Source organism: Streptococcus sp. M334, assembly GCF_000187745.1.
Classification (GTDB): Bacteria; Bacillota; Bacilli; order Lactobacillales; family Streptococcaceae; genus Streptococcus.
Window position 1 is genome coordinate 16,862 of the sequence record NZ_GL732493.1, and the last position, 20,056, is coordinate 36,917.

Annotated in this window: 14 protein-coding genes and 3 pseudogenes; 6 read left to right on the forward strand and 11 right to left on the reverse strand. The window is 35.6% G+C overall.

The window, feature by feature from the left end:
• Positions 1-52: 52 nt before the first annotated feature.
• From HMPREF0851_RS14120 to slmA (HMPREF0851_RS0104405), 6 genes and pseudogenes are all read right to left on the reverse strand, one after another.
• A complete protein-coding gene (locus tag HMPREF0851_RS14120) occupies positions 53-2,071 on the reverse strand; it encodes an FtsX-like permease family protein (protein ID WP_000283301.1) in 2,019 nt (672 codons plus the stop codon).
• 10 nt (positions 2,072-2,081) lie between these two features.
• Complete coding sequence (locus HMPREF0851_RS14125; protein ID WP_001135913.1) at positions 2,082-2,816, reverse strand: ABC transporter ATP-binding protein; 735 nt, start codon at positions 2,814-2,816, stop codon at positions 2,082-2,084.
• Between the two features lie 258 nt (positions 2,817-3,074).
• A pseudogene (gene tnpA, locus HMPREF0851_RS14130) lies at positions 3,075-3,589 on the reverse strand (IS200/IS605 family transposase).
• 353 nt (positions 3,590-3,942) lie between these two features.
• Positions 3,943-4,173 (reverse strand): salivaricin M family lantibiotic, encoded by a 231-nt coding sequence (slmA, locus tag HMPREF0851_RS16015; RefSeq protein ID WP_009014449.1) that lies wholly within the window; start codon positions 4,171-4,173, stop codon positions 3,943-3,945.
• A gap of 21 nt (positions 4,174-4,194) precedes the next feature.
• Positions 4,195-4,377: a salivaricin M family lantibiotic gene (gene slmA / locus HMPREF0851_RS16585; protein WP_000649492.1), complete on the reverse strand. Its 183-nt coding sequence runs from the start codon at positions 4,375-4,377 to the stop codon at positions 4,195-4,197.
• Between the two features lie 456 nt (positions 4,378-4,833).
• Positions 4,834-5,016 (reverse strand): salivaricin M family lantibiotic, encoded by a 183-nt coding sequence (slmA, locus tag HMPREF0851_RS0104405; RefSeq protein WP_001029875.1) that lies wholly within the window; start codon positions 5,014-5,016, stop codon positions 4,834-4,836.
• A gap of 146 nt (positions 5,017-5,162) precedes the next feature.
• On the opposite strand from slmA (HMPREF0851_RS0104405), the pseudogene HMPREF0851_RS16020 reads away from it, so the two are divergent.
• A pseudogene (locus tag HMPREF0851_RS16020) lies at positions 5,163-5,692 on the forward strand (IS66 family transposase); the annotation flags it as partial.
• Positions 5,693-5,972: 280 nt separating this feature from the next.
• Here the strand turns inward: HMPREF0851_RS16020 and HMPREF0851_RS16025 are convergent.
• The 3 genes from HMPREF0851_RS16025 to HMPREF0851_RS14160 all read right to left on the reverse strand — a co-directional run bounded on the left by HMPREF0851_RS16025 (position 5,973) and on the right by HMPREF0851_RS14160 (position 12,519).
• Positions 5,973-8,021, reverse strand: coding sequence for a peptidase domain-containing ABC transporter (locus HMPREF0851_RS16025; RefSeq protein ID WP_009014452.1), 2,049 nt, complete (start codon positions 8,019-8,021; stop codon positions 5,973-5,975).
• 281 nt (positions 8,022-8,302) lie between these two features.
• Positions 8,303-11,257, reverse strand: coding sequence for a type 2 lanthipeptide synthetase LanM (gene lanM, locus HMPREF0851_RS14155; RefSeq protein ID WP_000065584.1), 2,955 nt, complete (start codon positions 11,255-11,257; stop codon positions 8,303-8,305).
• Positions 11,258-11,877: 620 nt separating this feature from the next.
• A complete protein-coding gene (locus HMPREF0851_RS14160) occupies positions 11,878-12,519 on the reverse strand; it encodes a LysM peptidoglycan-binding domain-containing protein (protein ID WP_000843440.1) in 642 nt (213 codons plus the stop codon).
• A 239-nt stretch (positions 12,520-12,758) separates the two neighbouring features.
• On the opposite strand from HMPREF0851_RS14160, the gene sdaAB reads away from it, so the two are divergent.
• From sdaAB to HMPREF0851_RS14175, 3 genes are read left to right on the forward strand one after another with little or no spacing between them, the layout of a single operon-like run.
• Positions 12,759-13,430 (forward strand): L-serine ammonia-lyase, iron-sulfur-dependent subunit beta, encoded by a 672-nt coding sequence (sdaAB, locus tag HMPREF0851_RS14165; protein WP_000838909.1) that lies wholly within the window; start codon positions 12,759-12,761, stop codon positions 13,428-13,430.
• An 8-nt stretch (positions 13,431-13,438) separates the two neighbouring features.
• Positions 13,439-14,311: an L-serine ammonia-lyase, iron-sulfur-dependent, subunit alpha gene (gene sdaAA, locus HMPREF0851_RS14170; protein ID WP_000500044.1), complete on the forward strand. Its 873-nt coding sequence runs from the start codon at positions 13,439-13,441 to the stop codon at positions 14,309-14,311.
• Between the two features lie 21 nt (positions 14,312-14,332).
• Positions 14,333-14,965 carry an HAD family hydrolase gene (locus HMPREF0851_RS14175; RefSeq protein WP_000200595.1) on the forward strand — a complete coding sequence of 211 codons (633 nt, stop codon included), beginning with the start codon at positions 14,333-14,335 and terminating at the stop codon, positions 14,963-14,965.
• A gap of 107 nt (positions 14,966-15,072) precedes the next feature.
• On the opposite strand, the gene HMPREF0851_RS14180 is transcribed toward HMPREF0851_RS14175, so the two are convergent.
• Complete coding sequence (locus tag HMPREF0851_RS14180; RefSeq protein WP_001035709.1) at positions 15,073-16,923, reverse strand: polysaccharide biosynthesis protein; 1,851 nt, start codon at positions 16,921-16,923, stop codon at positions 15,073-15,075.
• A gap of 230 nt (positions 16,924-17,153) precedes the next feature.
• Positions 17,154-17,954, reverse strand: a complete 801-nt coding sequence (locus HMPREF0851_RS14185) for a glycosyltransferase (RefSeq protein ID WP_416068972.1) — start codon at positions 17,952-17,954, stop codon at positions 17,154-17,156.
• Between the two features lie 184 nt (positions 17,955-18,138).
• On the opposite strand from HMPREF0851_RS14185, the gene HMPREF0851_RS14190 reads away from it, so the two are divergent.
• Both HMPREF0851_RS14190 and HMPREF0851_RS16330 read left to right on the forward strand, forming a co-directional pair.
• Positions 18,139-19,305, forward strand: coding sequence for a CynX/NimT family MFS transporter (locus HMPREF0851_RS14190; protein ID WP_000744882.1), 1,167 nt, complete (start codon positions 18,139-18,141; stop codon positions 19,303-19,305).
• A 208-nt stretch (positions 19,306-19,513) separates the two neighbouring features.
• Positions 19,514-20,056 (forward strand): annotated as a pseudogene (locus HMPREF0851_RS16330) (hypothetical protein); the annotation flags it as partial.

Consider the following 20,056-nt stretch of genomic DNA (forward strand, 5'->3'; position numbering starts at 1 on the left):
GTATAGTATAGCATAAAACTAGAATACTATTTAACAGTATCCTAGTTTTATGCTAATTTTTATCGAGAATATGCCAACTTACTTTATAAGTTATAACTAAGTAAATTAGAAAGAGGAGAGCTGCCACTCCTAGATAGGTCACATCAATTGTGATAGTTGTATTGGCAAAGTTTTCAAAGTAACCTAATAAGGAATTGCTTAGAGAAATAGCTAATGGAACAGCAAGTAGCAAGGGAACAAGGAAGTAACTCATAATTAGCTGAATCAGTATTCTCTTATTTTGTTTTTTCTTATTTCCCAATAGATATAAGATACGATAATCATTAATGCTATCTAGTGCACTAGTTGAGATTTGTAGAGATAAAATGCTAAGTGAAATAATAATAAATACAACACTAATAAATATCAATGCTAGTACAATGACTCCCATAAATCCTATATAAATCTCAGATATTCTCACCTTAGTTTGATAAGTGAAGTCATTTACTTCTGTACCATTTAAAGTAAAGTAATATTTCTCAACCCACTCTTTCAAAAACGTTTCAATTTTTCTTTTATCGATATTCTCTTTATATTTAACTACATAAGTTGTAGAGCCTTCATTCAATTCTTTAATAACTTTATCTGGTACAATAAGAGTCCCCGCATCATTTAATCCTACTGAAGAAAGAAAATAAACAGTATCTAATGGTTGGGGCGATGCCAATTTTAAAGAATAACCGCCAATCGATAAATCTTTCGTTTGTAGTAAAAATTCTTGGATTTGTTTAATGGTTCCTTTGTAATTGGCATTTACTAGATAGCCATCATCAGCTAAGTCAATATCTTTTTTGCCTTGTAGTTTTCTTAGATGATTATAAACTGAAATTCCTAAAATATGGACTTTTGAATCGGGTAACCCTTTATCGTGCTCCCATAACTGACTAGTATCTATTATATCTTTATAAGTCAGATCACTCGTAAAAGTTGAATAAACATATTCTTCTTTTACGACATCAAAATCAAAACCATCCGCTTTTAATCGATCTTTTACACTCTCGTTTCCATAATGAAACTCATTACCTCTATATAAATTGACTTGTAAGTCATAAGGGGCATAACGATTCAAATCATGGTTCATGGTTGTGTATGAACTGCCACCAAACACTAGTAAACTAAGAGCCAAAGTCAAGGTCATAGATAGTACTGCTAGCGTTACAGAATTGCTGTCCGCTTGTTTGGAAAATTGGCGGATTTTAAATGAGTTTAATTTATTATAATAGAAGGAAGATACTTTCTTAACAACTCCAAGTAAGAAATTACTTAAGGTGTTGTAAAATAAAATGACAAAGATCACTAAAATAGATACTAATAAAACTCCCCAGTTTTTCAAAATGGATAAGTGATGATAATCAGAAAAATAAATACTACCAGAGATGATAACAATACTTGAAATAATGAAAATCAACAATTGTAGAATAGAATTTTCTTTAATAATTCGTGATTTTTCAATACCGTTTTCTTGAATTAAGCTAATAATTGTTTTCTTTCTAAATTTCAAAAAGTCCATTAAACCAACTATTAAACTAGTTACCACATAGGAATAACCCAACAGAGAGAGTGACTTAGGATCTAAAAAGAATAGATTTCCAAAATAATTTGCCATAAAAAACTCAGAAGCAATGTGAGCAAGTAAAATAAGTAAGATTAGCCCAAAAGTAAATCCTAGAACTAAAGCAAAGATATTTACTAACATGGTTTCAAAGAAGAGTGTTCCGATAATTTGATATTTTTTCATTCCAAGTGTTGAATATAACCCGAGCTCTTTTTGTCGTCTTCCTAAAACAAAATTCGTTGAGTAAACGATGAGAAAGGCAACGGCGCCTAGTATCAAATAAGATAACAAGCCCATGTACTGGGTCATAACTTTCGTCAGCATTTCTTTCGCACCCGATAAGCTCTGCATGACAGGATGACTTGGAAGAGCATTAAAGGCGTACAAAAGACTATAAATCAAAGCAAGACTTAAAAAATAAATCGTATAGGTTTGTAAGTTTCTAAACACATTGCGTAAAATTAACTTTGGGTACATAGCTCCCCTCCTATCTTGTTCGTCTGTATATTTCTTCTAGGTATAAGTCGTTTGATAGTCCATTCCGCTCAATATCATCTATAATCTGTCCATCACTGAGAAGAACCATTCGAGACGAATATTTAGCAGCAGCAGGATCGTGAGTAACAAGTAGAATAGTTATTTCAAACATTCGATTAATTTCTTGTAAGAGGGACATGAGATTTTCTGAGTTAGCAGAGTCAAGAGCTCCTGTCGGTTCATCTGCAATCAAGAGTTTGGAATCATCTATTAACGCTCTAGCTGTTGCGACACGTTGGCGTTGCCCACCTGATAATTGATTTGGAAATTTATTTTTTAGATTTTGAATAGCCAATTTCTCTATAATATCATCAATTTTCCTCTGATGTTTTCTAATGGATTTCCCTTGAATTTGCAGGGGTAAAATAATATTTTCATAAACTGTTAAGGTCTCTACCAGATTATAAGATTGAAAAATATAAGAGATATTCTTAGCGCGATAATCGGCTAATTGGCTTTCTTTTGCTTGAATCATATCAAAATCTTCAAAAACAATACTACCCGAATCGGGTTTATCAATAGTGGATATACAATTCAATAGAGTTGTCTTTCCACTACCACTCGCCCCCATGATGGCTAAAAATTCACCCTTATTTACTGAAAGGTAAATATCAGATAGGGCATGAACTAAACTTTCGCCCTCTCCAAATGTCTTATTTAATCCTGTTACTACTAGTTGTGGCATAATCGTTTCCTCCATTTCTTTTATACAATTATTATAGCTTGTAGAAAAATCTATTTCATGAGTATTTCGTGCAGAATTGAGTCGTGACTGACATTTCTCATTTTTTGCAAAGCACAATCATGACCACCCGTCAAACGGGTGGTTTGTACCAGGGCTATAAGCCCAAATTACCAGCCAGCGCCTAAAGACGCTGGCTTTCACGTTGTTCAAGCCTTATTGCTCTTGACTCGTCACTTGCCTCACAAAGAGGCTTTAGTATTACTTACCACTATCCCTAAAGGGATCCTCATATTCTTTTACACTCAATTTATCTAGTGCTATATCATGCTTTACTCGTTCTCAAATTTTCATACTCGTGAAGAAATCATCCACTGGATAATTTCTTTAATCTTGAATATATTTCTTAATTGTGGCTTCATTGAGTCCCACCGTACTCACATAATAACCTTCCACCCAGAAATGCCTATTCCCAAACTTGTACTTGAGATTGGCGTGTTTGTCAAACATAATGAGTGTGTTTTTACCTTTTAAATATTCCACGAAACTTGCGACACTTATCCTCGGTGGAATACTGACTAACATGTGTACATGGTCTGGCATTAGGTAACCCTCGATATTTTCAACTCCTTTATAACTACACAAGCGATGAAATATTTAGCCTAAACTACTTCGATATTGATTGTAGATGACTTTTCGTCTATACTTAGGGGTGAACACAATGTGATAGAACAGTGCCACTTTGTGTGCGATAAACTATGAGCCTTTTGTGCCATATTTTTCTCCTTTCGCTTTACAATTGGCTTGAACACCTTTATTGTATCGCGTTTGGAGTTTTTTGGGTATAACCTTCGACGCGCACCCGCATAGCGGGTGGTTTTTTTGTCTCGCACCTAACGGAGCGAGACGGACTAATAGTCGCATAATAAAAACCAATACTCCTCAAGAGCATTGGTTAGAAATAATAGTGATAAAACCAATCTATCCACTATTGTTTATCATTACGTTTTTTCATAAAGTAGACAATGCCGATAATGACTACTCCTAGTACAAGTACAGGAGCATAAAATTCAAGCGTTCCAATAATTCCTTCCATTCTTATCCTCCTTTAAGGTACAATTCACCTCTTTTAACCACAGCTTACATGTGGTGTAGCACATTCATAGGAAAGTGTAAACACCCCTCCGCATCGTCCTTGCATAGTCAAACGAAAAGCAGTTTGCCAACCTGCAGCAGATTTCCCACTCAGTTCTTGATGACTAATTTCGTAGTCCAAAGTATCGATACCGTGATTTTCTTTTCTCATCTCTTTACCTCTTTTAATATATAATTTTTGTTCTATATTGTCAATAATAAACAAAGGAAAATCTATGTTTAGTTTCTAACAGTGAACATTATTGCTAGTACACTCATAAGAACATGTGAAGCACAGACCACATCTCCCAGCTAGTGTCAATTTAAAAGCAGTATACCATCCACCTGAACCCGATTTCCCAGCAAGCTCTTGATTGCTAACTTCAAATTCAAGTGTATCAATTTCATTTTTGAATTCATCACATTTCATAGTTTCACCTCATAATTCTCCCTTATTACTATCAACAATAATCAGCTTTCAAACATTCAATTAAATCCTATTTCCCACCAGGAAAATCTTTGGTTCACATAAACAAATTACGTACGTTATTATAGTAGGTTGAAACTAGAATAATACACTACAGCTACTAAAACATTTTTAGCAATTAATTTAACTTTCCCAATCGATTTGTTCACATCTTATTTTAAAATACTGTAAATTATTTTTGTTATATAGAGCTAGTATTTCTTTGTATTGAAAATAGAAATTTAATTAGTGCCAGTGTATAAACTTGCCCAATATAATGTACGAATTTTCTATTGAGATAAATATGATTTACATTTTTAACATATCATCCTCAAGATGATTTAACAACACATTTTAATTTCAATTTATAAGTAACTAAAGATTAGTACAGATATTATTGAGCAAGCATAACACTAAAATTTATCCACATTTAACATTATTACTTGTGCATTCAAACGAACCAGTAAACCAGTTCCCACAACGTCCTGCTAATGTCAACTGAATCGCTGTAAACCAACCAGAACCTGATTTCCCAGCAAGTTCTTGATTGGCAACTTCAAAGTCTAGAGAATCAATCACTGGACGTTCAGCATCCTTTGCCATAGGCTTATTCCTCCTTTTTTTCTTTAGATGATCATCTTTACAATAATTAGTATACAACTTAATCTTAACTACGTAATGAGTAAATCGTGCAAAAGTTATAAGTTTCTCAAATTAACTATATTTTTAAAATTTTTAAAACTAAAAACTCTAAGCAGGCAGATAAATCATCGTTAGGTGCTAAAGGTTTAGCTTATTGTAATTCAGTTATTTTCTTTAGAGAGACTGGGAAGACTTGTCAGTTGATGAACGCTTACAGAAACGTCAAGAAGATCTTCAACCCTTAATGGAATACTTCTTTGCTTGGTACCTACGGCAGTCAATTTTACCTGGTTCAAAACTAGGACGGGCAATTGAATACAGTCTCAAGTATGAAGAAACCTTTAAGATAATTTGGAAAGACAGGCATCTCGTCCTTTCCAATAATCTAGCTGAACACGCCATTAAATTATTGGTTATGGTACGTAAAAATTGGTTGTTTTCTCAAAGTTTTGAAGGATCTAAAGCAACAGCTTTTATTATGAGCTTGTTGGAAACAGCTAAACGCCATCAATTAAATAGTGAGAAATATATATCCTATCTTCTAGAATGTCTTCTAAACGAGTAGAATCTCGTAAACAAAGAGCTTTTAGAGGATTATTTACCATGGACAAAAGTTGTACCAGAAAAGTGCAAATAAGAAATCTCCAGATTAGGAACTATCAGTGAGTTCTCTAGTCTGGAGATTTTTTTAATATACTTCGTTATTAGACGATTACACTATAATAACATAAATTCAACTATTATAAAATTAATAGTAAAATCAAGCTAAAGTTATCTAAATATGAATTATAGCTGATTTCTCTATTTTTCTACTCAATAATAACTTTATATCAATAAAAGCTATGAATTATCTAATTGATATAATTTTCGATAAAGCCCTCTTTCTCCTTGCAGTAATTCTTGATGGTTCCCCTGCTCTATAATTTTCCTTTTTCCATCACAAAAATTTTATCTGAATCAATGATTGTAGATAGCCGATGTGCAATTACCACAATCGTAATGTTCTGTTCTTTAAATTTTTGCATAATTTCTTTCTCATTAACATTGTCTAAATAACTTGTCGCCTCATCCAATAATATTATTTTAGGTTTTTTTATAAGTGCTCGAGCTAAGATTATTCTCTGCCTTTGACCTCCAGATAAATTCATCCCCATCTCTGATACTAACGTATTGTACCCCATAGGCATCTCCATAATATCATCATGAATATTCACCAACTTACACACTTCTTCCATTTTTTCTTGTGATACAGACGAACTTCCAGCGATATTTTCAAATATCGTCTTATTAAAGAGTGTCATATCTTGTGGAACAATACCAATTTGTTGTCTTAAATACTGTTTATCTAGACTATAATATTCAAAGTTATCAAAGAAAATTTTTCCAGTAGTTGCAGGAAATAAACCTATCAACAATTTTGAAAGTGTGCTTTTCCCAGAACCTGATGTACCTACAATTGCTATTTTTTCTCCTTTATGAATTTCAATATTAATATTCGATAAAACTCTTTTACTGTCTTTAGTATATGAAAATGATACATTTTTTAGTGAAATAGATCCATTCAAATCATGTTTAATATTGCCATTTACTTCGTGTTCCTCCTCTAAAATTTCTACAATACGAGATAAAAACGTCTTACTATTATAAAATGCTACAATAGTATCAAAGATACTATTCACTTTACTAAATAATACAGTTGATAAAGAGTATATCACAAACATCCCCCCTAATGGATTTTCTAATTGAGGGTGTGGCAATAATGTAACTATTAATAAAATAAACGGTGATATAAAAGTGATTATTGTAAATAATGAATTTACCAATCCTGAAAACATCTCACTGTATTTATACCTATGTAAACATTTATCGAAATATTCCTTCCACTGCTTATATGTTTGTTCTTCAAAACCTTCCATTTTTATTCCCATCATAGAATAAATCATCTCAATTTGTTTATTCTGAAGATTGTTTTGGGAAATTACAAATGATTTATTCTTTTGTTCGATGTTCTGTCTAGTAACTAGCAACAATAATAAATTTATTAACAGTAGTAATAATGCTAAGACTGCAATAGAAAAATTTATGTATGAGAAATAAATTAGGATAAAAACTCCCAATCCAACATCCAACACACCTAGAACTACTTGATTAGTGAATAACTGTCTAATTCTTGTCAAACCATTTATAGAATAAATTAAATCGCCACTGCTTCTCGTAGAAAAGAATTTATATGGTAGCCTAAATAAACTTCTGATCACATTAATATTCAACCTTTTATCTATATCATTTGTCAAATTAATAGAAAGATAGCGTTGTCCAAACATAATTGCAAAATATAGAAATGTAAATATAACGAAATTAATGACAATATTCGATTGGTTTATACTAACTCCTGTAGAAACTTGGTTGAAAACTTGTTGCAACCAAATTGGTAAAACAAAACTAACTGTATAACTTGCTAATGTCACTAACAATAGTGGTATAAAATAATTCCAAGACTGCCATAATTGTCTATAAACTATACTATAATTCTCCCTAGATTTTTGTTTTGTTACTTTATCACTACTCATAACACTAATAAGATATTCCGAGAATCCTTCTGAGAATTCACTGAAACTATACTTTAACTTCCCAAGTTCTGGGTCAGCTACCCATACAAACTTAGATGTTACTCTCTCTATTACAATAAAATGTTTACTTTCCCATAATGCAATAGCTGGAGTTTTTATCTTTTTGAAAGTATCCATTCTATCTTTTGGGAAACGAAATGATTTAATAACAAATCCCATCCCCTCTAAAAGTTCAATTAAATTCTGAAAACTTGTACCATCTCTACCTGTTTCTTTAATACTTCTTAAATCTTTTACAGAGATTTCATGATTATAATAGCTTGATACCATCGCAACACAACATAAACCACACTCTGTTTTTTGATGTTGTTCAACAAAAGGAACTTTATTTTTCATACTTATCTCCTATTAATATAAAATAATAAGAATTCTAAAATATCAATTTTTAATTCAATTATTTAAAATTTTATTGGCATGACAGAGTCGAAGAAATAACTATGAGTTAGTTCTTCGACTTTCGAATCCTAAACTGTTAGTCACTCAGTTGCATACGCCGTATAACTTCTGTATTGACGATAAGATATTTTTGGAGAATTATACAACAGTCAGAAGATCATATCAAACTATTCGAAAATACTCACTCATCGTGAGAGGTTTTACGTCCCTCTACCTCAATTTTAGTTTAGAAGTAGTACATTGTTCAACATTGCTCTTCCAGTCTCATAATTAGCCATCAATATTCCCAGTTCTCCTGTAAGAATTCCCCAATCATCACAATCATAAGTTAATTTATCCAGCAAATATAATTCACTCTCGGACAATATTTTTTTATTTATTTCAGAATTATCTCCTATAATAGAAGAAATAATTGTCAAATTGCCTACATTTCCATGACAGATAGAATTTTCTATATTTAATCTTTGATTCAATATTTCAGTTGCATAATATCGGACTTCTTCTTCTAAATATTGATCTGGAAATTCATTTACCATGAGATAGTGTTTAGCCTGTACGATTCCTACAATTCCATTACACCAAGAATAGTACTTAGCATTTTTTCTTAAAGGTACAATCTTATCCGTTTTTAACTGCAAACGCTCTTTATTCAAATAATCTTGTATGCAAAATATTATGTTATTCTTCTCTATCGATTCTTCATTACACAATTTAGAATATTTGAACAATTGTGTAATAACTCCATAGTTTCCATGTGCATATCCTGGGTCATTTTCCATCCAATATCCTTGTTTCTTATATACTTCAATTAATTTCTCTACAATTTCTTCAGACATCACATGTGCTAATTGTACAACTTTAGAACTATGCACCATAACTTCTTCGATTTTTACAAGTACAGCCAGAATTCCTGCAAGACCCCCTATAATATCTAGATTGTCAAATTTTCTAACATCATTATACGTGGATAACAAGATGTTATATATAAACTCTTCTGAATTGTCAACTGTCTTTATTCCTTTCTGTCTTAGCACACATGTAACATACAAATAGCCGTAAATACCAGTAAAAGCTCCTAATTTAGAAAGAGGGAAATTCCCCTGGCAACTTTCAATGTAATTATTGGTATAGTCTATAACACCTCGTAAAATTGATTCTAGTCTGTCATCCTGTATACTACTAATTCCTAAAATCATACCTGATGTACCACCATATAAATTATAATCCATTGGTGAAATTTCATAATTTTTATTCATGGCCAACATATTTAACCAACTAATTTCATCATTGAATTCTAGTTTCGCAGATAAAATACGTTCAATAATATTTGAACTTAATTTTTTTAATAGCTTTCTTTCTTTAAGTTTCTTATTTTTTATAAATAATTCGCTTCCCATAAAAGCCATATTTATAATTCTTTGTTGACGAAGCAAATTTTCTTCTGATAGACTACATATTCTCTTTGATACATTTTTAATAATGTTATCTCCCTCCAAAGAATATATTCGAGAATGAAGTCCATTATAAATCTCATTACTAGATGAACTAGTGTAAAAAATTGGTACATCTCCTTTTCTAAGTTGATTAATTTCATCTTTAATCATACTTTTATCAAACTCATTGTCAACATTACCATATTCTAACATTCTAAGCATATACATTTCGAAATCATATTTATTTCTTAATAAATCTGGATGATGGCTTGTTTCTAAAAACTGAACATATATATTTGTATTTCTATAAATATATCTTGTCTCACAATTTTCAAAGTATTTCATAATCATTTTTTGAACTTTGTTCCTATTTTTTAGAATGATCCTGTAAATTAATTCAAATCCATACAAAACATTTTCTCTATATTCTTTACACGATACAGTCTTCCCCATATATCTTACAGTACTTGGGAAATCTTCTATCTCCTTAAATACATTCTCAATTCTAATTTCATCTGTACCAATATTAGTTAATTGATGTGTTTGGTAAGGAGATTCCCTTTTTTCTCCTGAATTTAATGCTCCAACTTCCATTCCTTTATCATTATTTACAGAATAGAGAGTCATAGGTAAGATACCCACGCTATAAACAGAGTCAGCTACTACATCATACATTCTCTGGATACTAGAATCTATACTTTCCTTCTCACTAAAATGTAAAATAGTTTCATTATCAATTAAGTATGGATATGATTCACACGATAAAATATTCTCGCCATGATAGTCTTTTGCACCAAATATATGCAAAAAAGCCAAAAGCATTCCTATGTTTTCGTAGTACATTTCTACATCATGACGTGAGTTACATTCTTTTACTTCTACAAATTCGACAAAACTATAACTACTTTTACTTAGTGTTCGAGGAAGAAATAAAACATTTGGTAGACTGAATTGTGATGCAAATTCTTTAGAAAATAAATCTAAGTTGACGTCTACAGACATATTTCTTGGTTTATAAATTATCTTTCTCTTATTATTCAGTTCTAAAATACAAACACTCTTACCGTTAGAATGAGTATCTCCTACATTAAATTTTATATTTGATAATTTTAAATTTTCAAATCCAAAATATTTTTCTATATCTGATAAATTCATTTCAAAATTTGTAATTATTTCTTTCACATAATCAGATATATTTAAAAGTTTCCTATCTAATAATTCATACAATACTGGATATTTCTGATAAAACTCCAATATATAATCTCTGCTTTTTAATAAAGTGTCTATAAAAAAGTTGTAACGTTTTTCAGAATCATCTCCTATTAAACGTGATGAACGTCTTAAATCATTAATTTCTAATACAACAGTACGATAACTAATATTCATACACATTTCAAAAAACATTGACTCTATTTCAATCAAAAACTTTTCTTTATTCTCAACAGAAACTATGCTATTTAAGTACATAGATAATCTATTTATATACTTGTAACAAAGTGGCTTAAATAAAGATAACCAATGAATTCTAATTTTTAAATTTTCACTAGTTTCGTATGATTTCCAAGAATTATCACTCAGTTGTTGAGCAATGTATTCTCTCCCTAGTTGTTCATACTGTTTATGTTTCCTCTCCCACTCTCGGAGATTATTTTCTGTATTAGAAGTCAAAAACCGATCCAACTGTTCCTCATCACTAATATTATCACTAAATAATTTCAGCCATTTTTTAGATATATTAGACATAATAAATTCCTCCTTGCTTCCATGATGTTAACAAATTTTAGAATATTTTAAATGAGTAATATGTGCACTTTTTAAATATCTCTGCTCTTTTGATATACAAACTTTTCTTTATTTAATTGATTTATAAACTTATCCATCTTAAATATCATTTTTTCATAACTATCGTTCTCTAATTCTATTCGAATATCTAACTCCTATAGCTCCTTCTCAACAACATCAATGCCAATTTCCTCAGTTATATTCATTTTTTAAAGATTCAACTTCATTTTTTGCTTGTTTTCAATTGAAGACAGCAAATATTTTGCTACTTGATTTATACTCAATGAAAATCAAAGAGCAAACTAGGAAACTAGCCGCAGGTTGCTCAAAGTACAGCGTTGAGGTTACAGATAAAGCTGACGTGGTTTGAAGAGATTTTCGAAGAGTATAGGTAGTTTGCACCAAGTTATAAAAATTACCAGAGACTATCAAAAACTCAATTTCAGGAGAATATAAAGTAAATCTTCCCACAAAAAAACGCATCATATCAAGATTTTTGTTGAACACTTGATATGATGCGTTTTTCTAATTTTAAAGGCTTTTTGCCCAACCTCTTTACATCTTATTCTGCTAGTTAGTTCTTAATACCAGCCGTTGTTAAGCCAGAAATTTTTAGCGGCTGTCCATGAACCGTAACGTCCTGCAACGTAGGCATCTGCTACACGTTCTTGGTTTTCAGCTGAGTAGTCACCGTTCAAGTATGAATCTGTCAATTGGTAACGTCCGATGTAACGTCCGTTTGTAGCTGTGTAGCTACCGCCTGATTCTTTTTGAGCGATCCATTCTTTAGCTTCTGCTTCAGATTCGCTTACAGTTGTAGCTGGTGCTGAAACTTCTGTTGAAACTACTGTTTCTTCTGCTACTGCTTCACTTGACACTGGAGCTGCTACTTCTGTAGTTTCTGTTACTGGAGCTGAAACAGTTTCATCTTGAGCTGCTGGTGCTGCATAAGTAGTTGGCGCTGGTGTTGTAGCAGGCGCTACAGGGCCATCGATAACCAACTCTTGACCAACATAAATCAAATGAATGTTATCAATGTGGTTGTTTTCTGCCAATTTTTCAACAGTTGTGTTGTGAGTTTCAGCGATTTCTGAAAGTGTATCACCTTCTTTAACAGTGTAAGTTGACGATTCTTGAGCAGATACAAATGATGGAGCAAATACTGCAAACAAGGCAGCTACTCCTGCAAGAGTTGTTTTAATCTTTTTAGATGTTGATTTCATATTTGAAAATTCTCCTTCTTTCTATACTTCTATCATACCCTTTAAATATTACCGTTTCTTGACACTTTTATGTAGAAATATTACAAAATTATTTTTTATTTCCCTAAATAAGCTATTTTTGTCATAAAAGTCGCTATTTTATGCTGTTTATGGCATTAAAAAGGTTTTCATCCACAATTAAAGTCAAGACCCTCATTCTTTGATATAATAGAGATAAGAATTTTTATAAGGGGAAACTGATGAAATCACTTCGTTTTCAATCTGTCTTTGATATCATCGGACCAGTTATGATTGGCCCATCTAGTAGTCATACCGCTGGTGCTGTGCGTATTGGGAAGATTGTCTCTTCCATTTTTGATGATACTCCGACAGAAGTTGAATTCCAACTTTTTAACTCATTTGCCAAAACCTATCGTGGTCACGGAACAGACCTAGCCCTTGTTGCTGGTATTTTAGGCATGGATACAGATGATCCTGAAATCCCAAATAGCTTGGAAATTGCCCACAAGCGTGGCATTAAGATTGTCTGGACCATTCAGAAAGACAGTAATGCCCCTCACCCAAACACTACTAAAATTACCGTTAAAAATGCCCACAAGACCATCAGCGTGACGGGTATTTCTATCGGTGGAGGAAATATTCAGGTCACCGAACTCAATGGCTTTGCCGTCTCTCTCAATATGAATACACCAACTATCATCATCGTTCATCAAGATATTCCAGGTATGATTGCCCTCGTAACGGAGGCACTTTCTCGCTATGATATCAATATCGCCCAGATGAACGTTACTCGTGAAAAAGCTGGTGAAAAAGCCATTATGATTATCGAAGTTGACAGTCGCAACTGTGATGAGGCCATCGAAGAAATTCGAAAAATCCCTCATCTCCACAATGTCAATTTCTTTAAATAGGAGGAAGCATGTTTTATTCTATTAAAGAATTGGTCGAGCAAGCAGATCTGGACTTTCAAGGAAATGTCGCAGAACTCATGATTACAACAGAGTTTGAATTGACAGGTCGCGAACGTGAAGAAGTCCTCCTTCTCATGGAACGCAATCTGGAAGTCATGAAAGCCTCTGTCCAACTTGGCCTCAATGAAAATAAATCTCGTAGTGGCCTGACAGGTGGAGATGCTGCTAAACTGGATCACTATATCAAAAGTGGAAAAACTCTGTCAGATTACACGATTCTCTCTGCTGCCCGAAATGCTATCGCAGTCAATGAACACAATGCTAAAATGGGCTTGGTCTGCGCTACTCCGACCGCAGGAAGTGCTGGCTGTCTGCCATCCGTTCTCACTGCTGCGATTGAAAAATTAGACCTCAGCCACGAGCAACAGCTGGATTTCCTCTTTACTGCGGGTGCCTTTGGACTAGTCATCGCAAATAATGCCTCTATCTCAGGTGCTGAGGGCGGTTGCCAGGCCGAAGTCGGTTCTGCCTCTGCTATGAGTGCTGCAGCCTTGACTCTAGCTGCCGGTGGGACACCCTACCAAGCCAGTCAAGCCATTGCCTTTGTCATTAAAAATATGCTAGGCCTCATCTGTGACCCTGTTGCCGGCTTAGTTGAAGTTCCCTGTGTCAAACGCAATGCCATGGGAGCTAGCTTTGCCTTCATCGCAGCAGACATGGCCCTGGCAGGTATCGAATCTAAAATTCCTGTGGATGAAGTTATCGATTCCATGTACCAAGTAGGAGCAAGCATGCCAACTGCCTTCCGTGAAACAGCTGAAGGTGGACTCGCTGCCACCCCTACTGGTCGCCGCCTCCAAAAAGAAATTTTCGGAGAATAAGCTTATCAAATAGGAGAAACCATGACCTCTATCGCAGCTATTTTTTTCGATCTGGATGGAACCCTCGTTGACAGTTCTATCGGGATTCACAATGCCTTTACCTATACCTTTAAGGAGCTGGGAGTGCCTAGCCCTGATGCCAAAACTATTCGTGGTTTTATGGGCCCACCCCTCGAAAGTAGTTTTGCAACCTGCCTGCCCAAAGAACAAATCGCTGAGGCTGTGCAGATATACCGTTCTTACTACAAGGCAAAAGGCATCTATGAAGCTCAACTCTTTCCTCAGATTGTAGACTTGCTTGAGGAGCTATCAAGCAGTTATCCACTCTACATCACCACGACAAAAAATACTCCAACCGCCCAAGACATGGCTAAAAATTTGGGAATCTATCATTTCTTTGATGGCATTTATGGTTCCAGCCCTGAAGCACCCCATAAGGCAGATGTCATTCGCCAAGCCTTACAGACGCATCAACTAGCAGCAGAACAAGCCATCATCATCGGAGATACCAAGTTTGATATGCTAGGAGCTCAAGAAACAGGCATTCAGAAATTGGCCGTCACTTGGGGATTTGGAGAGCAAGCAGACTTGCTAAACTATCATCCTGATTTTATCGCTCACAAACCCTTAGAAATTTTGGAGTATTTTCAATAACATAGACTGGGCAATAACTCTATTTCAGAAGAAAATGGAGCAAGTTTCTACATAACAAAACGCATATTATCAAGCTCTTCTGACCTGATAATATGCGTTTTTCTTTTTTATTCAACGTGGGTTGTTTGATTGGCAAAGGCGATAATGGCTTGCTTCAACTCATCTCCACTGAGAGTACGGAACTCTTCAATTTTTTGGTCGATAGCTTCTAGAGGCATGACATTAACCTTACCAACGAAAATTTTATCCATAACCTGGTTGTCAACGAGTTCGGTTGATACTAAGAGTTCTTCGTAAAGTTTTTCGCCTGGTCGGATTCCAACTTCAACGATTGGAATTTCGCTTTCGGTGTGTCCACTTAGAAGGACCATTTTCTTGGCCAAGTCATAAATCTTGACTGGTTTGCCCATATCAAGGATAAAGACTTCCCCATCCTTGGCATAAGCACCAGCATGGATAACCAAACGGCTAGCTTCTGGAATGGTCATGAAGTAACGGGTCATGCGGAAGTCTGTCACCGTTACAGGCCCACCTTCAGCAATCTGACGTTCAAAGACTGGAATCACACTACCACGGCTACCAAGAACATTCCCAAAACGGACTGCACAGTAGGTCGATTGGCTACGTTGGTTAAAGCCAGTGACAATCAACTCAGCCACGCGCTTGGTTGCTCCCATAACATTGGGTGGATTAACCGCCTTATCTGTCGAAATCATAACCATCTTAGGTACTTTGGCTTCATCAACAGCCTTAGCAACGTTGTAAGTTCCACGGATATTGTTTTTGAAGGCTTCTTTTGGATTGCGCTCCATCATAGGAACGTGCTTGTGGGCAGCCGCATGATAAACAATAGCTGGCTTGTACTGCTCAAAGACTTGCAAGAGACGGTCATAGTCTTGAATGTCCGCAATCACAGGCACATAATCAATCCCTTGGAACTTGCGAATCAATTCATGATACACAAGGTAGATTGAATTTTCCCCGTGACCGAGCAAGACAATGCGTTCAGGATTGAAACGGCTAACTTGGCGACAGATTTCAGAACCGATTGAGCCACCAGCACCTGTGACTAAGATTGTCTTACCTGTCAATTCTGCGCCCAGTCGCGATTCGTCAAGACGAATTTCCTGACGTCCCAAAAGGTCCGTAATATCAATTTTTTGGAAGCCAGTACCTGCTTGGTGAAGTCCCTGAACAACGGTTTCAACCTTAGGCATCTTATAACATTTGACTCCCAGCTTATTACACATCTGCAAGATACGTTCATATTCTGACGGGTCAAGCGACGGAATCGCAACGATCACACGCTCGATTTGGTGGCGTTTGGCTAATTCAGGCAAATTGTCATAAGAGCCCAAAACAGGGATACCACCAAGTTTTTGACCCTTTTTCTTTTCATCCTTATCCAAAATACCAACAAGTTCTAATTCACTGGTTGGGTGTTGGTAGCTGTTCATAAAGAGAGCTCCACCATCGCCAGCACCAATCAAGAAGGTACGACGATGTTCCCCATCACCACTGCCTTTTTTGCGTTTAGAGTAGATTAACTGCCAAGTAATCCGTGGCAATAAAATCAAGAAGGTACTCAACAAGATAAAGAGCACAATAAAACGGATGGAGAAGAGTGGCAAGAAGGCATAGCAGATACTATATGACAGGATACTGCTTGCAGTCACACCAAAAAAGATTTTCATGAAATCCGTAATCTTGCTGTAACGACTAATACTAGCGTTCAACCCCCAAAATGCAATCATCAATTGATAGAACAAGAAGGCTAAACTCGTATAGATAATGTAGTCAACAGGGGCTGGATTAATCAATCCGTAGAATAAGATATAAGATACAATGATGGAAACCACCATACTCAAAATATCAAATATTCCCCAGAAAACCTGCTTTTGTTGTTTATTTAAAATTTCCACCAGATCAATCACATAATCTGTGAGTTTTTTATTCATAGAAGTTTACTCCTCCTTAAAAGAGTTGGATGATTATACTCAATGAAAATCAAAGAGCAAACTAGCCGCAGGTTGCTCAAAACACTGTTTTGAGGTTGTGGATAAGACTGACAAAGTCAGGAACATATATCTACGGCAAGGCGTCGTTGACGCGGTTTGAAGAGATTTTCGAAGAATATTATATTGTTATTATAACACTTTTTATCCAGTTTACGATTTGCTACAATCTTTTAATTGATTTTTCGTAACAGCTTCATAAAAATAAACTGTCGGACAAATCCGGGACAAAGGGCAACAACCATCTGAATCGCAACACTCTTGGCATACTCCATGTAAGAAATTTGCCCTCTCTTCAGCATGCGCTGACGAGCCTGGCGATAGAGTTTAAGGTAACGCAGTCCCCCACGACGCTCAAACATCCCTGCTCCAACACGAACCTTACACAAGATTTGATCCAGATTTCCAGTCTTGGCTCCTGCAGCAATCATGTTGAGCCAGAGGAGGTCATCCTCCATATAAAGGCCATCCTCATAGTTGCCTGCCTTGAGAACCATATCCTTCTTGAACATGACAGTCATGTGGTTAAAAGCACTTCTCATCCTTTGATAAGCCACAATCTCTGCATGTTGGGTTGGAACACGACGGTAAGAAACAATCTCATCAGGATTATCAATAAACTCTGCAATATGTCCACCTAATAGGTCGAGCTTGTCCTTCTCCATTAGCTGAAGCTGTTTCTCAAAACGATCTGGAACAGCTATATCATCTGTATCCATACGAGCGATGATATCGTACTGACACTGTAAAACACCGTATCGAAGAGCCAGACCCAAACCTTGATTCTGCTCTAAGGGGCAACGCTTAACTGGAATTCCAGACTGAGCTTCTACTTGGTCTAACACCTGATAGAGCTCAGGTGTGAGAGGTCCATCCTCTACGAAAACCAACTCACTCGGTTTCAAGGTTTGATTTTGAATACTATTAATGGCATCTCGCAAAAATGTCGGATTTTCCTTGATATAAATCGACATCAAGACGCTGATTTTTTGCTTTTCAAGCACAGTTTTTCTCCAATATATAGATTTCCTTCCACTATTTTATCATAATTTTCAAGACTTTCCCATTTTTATCTTGAAAGCCAGAAACCTTACTTGACATTATAGGGAAAAAGCCTTAAAATAAGCTGTTATTAAAATCAGCTAGAAGAGGTATTTTATGAAAAAGCAATCACTCTTTTTTGTTCCAGGTATTATCCTGATTGGTGTTTCCTTGCGGACTCCTTTTACTGTTTTACCCATTATTTTGGGAGATATTTCGCAAGGGCTGGGGGTAGAAGTTAGTTCGCTTGGTGTCTTGACCAGCCTTCCCCTCCTCATGTTTACCCTCTTCTCACTCTTTTCTACCCGACTGGCTCAGAAAATCGGCTTGGAGCATCTCTTTACCTACAGCCTCTTCTTCTTGACCATTGGCTCACTTATTCGACTAATCAATCTGCCCCTGCTCTATCTAGGAACCTTGATGGTTGGGGCAAGTATCGCAGTCATCAATGTGCTGCTTCCTAGTCTTATCCAAGCCAATCAACCAAAGAAGATTGGTTTTCTGACCACCTTATATGTAACCTCTATGGGGATTGCGACGGCTCTGGCTTCCTATCTAGCCGTGCCCATTACACAAGCCAGTTCTTGGAAAGGACTTATCATCCTCCTCACCCTGCTCTGTCTAGCAACTTTTTTGGTCTGGCTGCCAAATCACCGCTATAATCACAGACTGGCTCCACAAACTAAACAAAAAAGCCAAACAAAGGTCATGCGTAATAAACAGGTCTGGGCAGTGATTGTCTTTGCAGGTTTTCAATCCTTGCTCTTTTACACCGCTATGACCTGGCTACCTACCATGGCCAACCACGCAGGCCTATCCAGTCACGAAGCTGGCTTGCTGACCTCTATCTTCTCTCTGATTAGCATTCCTTTTTCAATGACCATCCCAAGCCTGACAACCAGCTTGTCTACTCGCAACCGTCAGCTCATGCTCACTCTGGTTTCACTAGCTGGTGTTGTCGGCATTTCCATGCTCTTTTTCCCAATCGGTAATTTCTTTTACTGGCTTGCCATCCATCTCCTCATCGGAACCGCAACCAGCGCCCTCTTCCCCTATCTCATGGTCAACTTTTCACTTAAGACAATCGCCCCTGAAAAGACAGCCCAATTGTCTGGCCTTTCTCAAACAGGAGGCTATATCCTAGCAGCCTTTGGTCCAACCCTATTTGGTTACAGTTTTGACCTGTTCCACTCTTGGGTACCAGCTGTAGCTGCCCTCTTGCTCGTCGATCTCGTGATGACTGTGGCCCTCTTTACAGTGGACAGAGTTGATAAAATCCTTTAATTTTTCTAAAATACTTCTCAGATATAAATAATGCAAAGCCAGACTCTGTCTGGTTTTTTGTATGAGTATATGTTTAAAAAGCATCATATATATACTAGGAGAAAAATGTGATTTTTGATATAATAAAATATGTAAAAACTAATTAAGAAACGAAAAGGCAGATTAGTTTTAACTAGTAATAATTACTATTTCAAAGTGAGGGCATAGTATGGATGAACAGAAATACAATTTGGAAGAAAGTTTAGCAGAGTTAGATCAGCTCTTTTACTTATCAGCCAAGGAGACAGATAAGACTGCCTGTGAAGCTCTGGCAGAAAAAGCAAGAATAATTTATGAACAATACCCTGAATCAGAAGAGATTGCTTTGCGGTATGCAATAACTTTACTGATTTCATCCAATAAGCAGACTGAGCTGAAGGAAATCGAAGCTACTGCTGAAAAATTAGAGAAATTGCAACAAAAATTCCTAGAATCGCATGATATAGCTTTGCAGTATGCCGTGATTTCGGTCAATTTATCAATCAAGCAGACTGGGTTGGAGGAACGGATGGCTACTGCTGAAAAATTAGAGAAATTGCAACAAAAATTCCAAGAATCACATGATATAGCTTTGGAATATGCTAGAATTTTGGCTATTTTATCAACCAAGCAGACTGGGTTGAAGGAACGGATGGCTACTGCTGAAAAATTAGAGAAATTGCAACAAAAATTCCAGGAATCACATGATATTGCAGAAGCATTTGCTGCTACT

What these genes read in the sequence shown, in the direction of transcription:
- HMPREF0851_RS14125 (WP_001135913.1), bottom strand. Translation starts at nt 2,816, where the DNA reads ATGCCACAACTAGTAGTAACAGGATTAAATAAGACATTTGGAGAGGGC.
- slmA (WP_000649492.1), bottom strand. Translation starts at nt 4,377, where the DNA reads ATGAAATGTGATGAATTCAAAAATGAAATTGATACACTTGAATTTGAA.
- HMPREF0851_RS14120 (WP_000283301.1), bottom strand. Translation starts at nt 2,071, where the DNA reads ATGTACCCAAAGTTAATTTTACGCAATGTGTTTAGAAACTTACAAACC.
- HMPREF0851_RS14185 (WP_416068972.1), bottom strand. Translation starts at nt 17,954, where the DNA reads ATGTCGATTTATATCAAGGAAAATCCGACATTTTTGCGAGATGCCATT.
- HMPREF0851_RS16025 (WP_009014452.1), bottom strand. Translation starts at nt 8,021, where the DNA reads ATGAAAAATAAAGTTCCTTTTGTTGAACAACATCAAAAAACAGAGTGT.
- sdaAB (WP_000838909.1), top strand. Translation starts at nt 12,759, where the DNA reads ATGAAATCACTTCGTTTTCAATCTGTCTTTGATATCATCGGACCAGTT.
- lanM (WP_000065584.1), bottom strand. Translation starts at nt 11,257, where the DNA reads ATGTCTAATATATCTAAAAAATGGCTGAAATTATTTAGTGATAATATT.
- HMPREF0851_RS14190 (WP_000744882.1), top strand. Translation starts at nt 18,139, where the DNA reads ATGAAAAAGCAATCACTCTTTTTTGTTCCAGGTATTATCCTGATTGGT.
- sdaAA (WP_000500044.1), top strand. Translation starts at nt 13,439, where the DNA reads ATGTTTTATTCTATTAAAGAATTGGTCGAGCAAGCAGATCTGGACTTT.
- HMPREF0851_RS14175 (WP_000200595.1), top strand. Translation starts at nt 14,333, where the DNA reads ATGACCTCTATCGCAGCTATTTTTTTCGATCTGGATGGAACCCTCGTT.
- slmA (WP_001029875.1), bottom strand. Translation starts at nt 5,016, where the DNA reads ATGGCAAAGGATGCTGAACGTCCAGTGATTGATTCTCTAGACTTTGAA.
- HMPREF0851_RS14160 (WP_000843440.1), bottom strand. Translation starts at nt 12,519, where the DNA reads ATGAAATCAACATCTAAAAAGATTAAAACAACTCTTGCAGGAGTAGCT.
- HMPREF0851_RS14180 (WP_001035709.1), bottom strand. Translation starts at nt 16,923, where the DNA reads ATGAATAAAAAACTCACAGATTATGTGATTGATCTGGTGGAAATTTTA.